Source organism: Acetobacter sp. AN02 (assembly GCF_029759835.1).
Classification (GTDB): Bacteria; Pseudomonadota; Alphaproteobacteria; order Acetobacterales; family Acetobacteraceae; genus Acetobacter.
In genome coordinates this window covers 1-1,767 of the sequence record NZ_JAJJND010000171.1, presented here as the reverse complement: position 1 = coordinate 1,767, position 1,767 = coordinate 1, and the positions used below count along the sequence as shown (strand labels likewise).

Genomic DNA, 1,767 nt, shown 5'->3' with positions numbered 1-1,767 from the left:
TTGTCATCCCATCAACCCCAAGCCATAAAAAACGGGAACTCTCCTTTTGAGTGGATACAAAAAGGGGGGCACGTCAGGCTGCACCGAGATTGGCATGATTCTGCAGCCGGATGGGTTGCCTGTGCCTGGCTTCGACTCCACTGTCATCCACGTCGAAGCAGCAGTTAATTTTGCGCTGTCATAAGAAACTGACGAACAACAGGCAGATACACGTCATTGATGTAATTTGCCTCCGCTTCCCGATCCGCAGAATATGCGCCATCTGATAGACTGTTTTTCCGATTTTTTCCTGAAAGGATGACGATGACCAAACCTGTTCTTCACCCCGAAACATTAGCACTCCATGCCGGATGGCGCGCCGACCCGGCCACCGGTTCCGTGGCACCACCCATTTATCAAACCACTTCGTACCAGTTCCGCGACTCAGATCACGCTGCTGATCTCTTCGCCCTGAGGGAGCCGGGCAATATCTACACTCGTTTGGGCAATCCAACTACCAACATTCTCGAACAACGCATCACTGCACTGGAGGGAGGAGTGGCGGCTGTCGCTACCGCATCCGGACAGGCAGCCTCAGCCTACGCTGTCCAGAACCTCGCCCGGGCTGGCGATAACATCGTCAGCGGCACTGACATTTATGGTGGCACCTGGAACCTGTTTGCCAATACGCTGGGAAATCTGGGTATCGAAGTGCGTTTTGTTGACCCGGCTGACCCGGAGGCATTTGTGCGTGCCAGCGACGACCGGACCCGTGCCTGGTATGTCGAAACATTACCTAATCCCAAGCTGGTTGTCTGCCCGATCGGAGAAATCGCAGCACTTGGTCGTCCACTTGGTATCCCGCTGATTGTAGACAATACGGCTGCGCCTCTCATTGCGAGACCATTCGATCATGGCGCAGCCATCGTCGTTTATTCCACCACCAAATATATTGGGGGACATGGCACATCAATCGGCGGTATCATCGTTGACAGTGGCACGTTTGACTGGAGCGCCTTCCCCGAACGCCAGCCTCTGCTCAACACGCCAGACCCCGGCTATCACGGCGCAGTATGGAGCGAGGCAGCAAAGGCGATAGGACCAGTTGCCTATGCACTGCGTGCCCGAACGGTCATGCTGCGGGATCTCGGTGCAGCGCTATCACCGTTCAATGCATTTCAGATACTCCAGGGGCTGGAAACACTACCGCTTCGAATGCCGCGTCACTGTGAAAATACCATGAAGGTCGTAGAGTATCTTCAGTCTCGCAACGAGGTAGTAAAAATCATTCATCCTTCCGTTCAGACAGGCTTGCAGGCCACCCGTGCGAGGAAATATTTACCGAACGGTTTTGGAGGACTGCTCGGTTTTGAACTCGCTGGAGGACGGGAAGCGGGACGACGTTTCATTGACTCGCTGAATCTCTTCTATCATGTCGCCAATATCGGTGATGCGCGTAGTCTCGCAATTCATCCGGCTTCTACGACGCACAGCCAGCTATCGGCGGAAGGACAGAAGGCATCTGGCGTGTCAGAAGGTTATGTCAGACTGTCAATCGGCCTTGAACATATCGATGACATCCTTCGCGATCTTGAGCAGGCATTGATAAACGCTCAGTGAAGGAATGGTGGAGGAACAGTTCTCAGGCAGATGCAGATTGCTTTTCCTCCACAATCCGTTCTGTAAAAGATTTGAGATTTCAGGATGTCCTGAGGTGCTGTCACGTTAACTGATGTTAGGTGACTGAAGGCCGGAGAAGGGATTGTCATGCGGCGAGAGCGGTCGCGC

At 53.7% G+C, this 1,767-nt stretch carries 1 protein-coding gene; it reads left to right on the top strand.

Features of this window, described 5'->3' with window-relative positions:
* Positions 1-303 precede the first annotated feature (303 nt).
* On the top strand, positions 304-1,599 hold the full coding sequence (locus LOC54_RS12160) for an O-acetylhomoserine aminocarboxypropyltransferase/cysteine synthase family protein (RefSeq protein ID WP_279314042.1): 1,296 nt from the start codon (positions 304-306) through the stop codon (positions 1,597-1,599).
* The last annotated feature ends 168 nt before the right edge of the window (positions 1,600-1,767 follow it).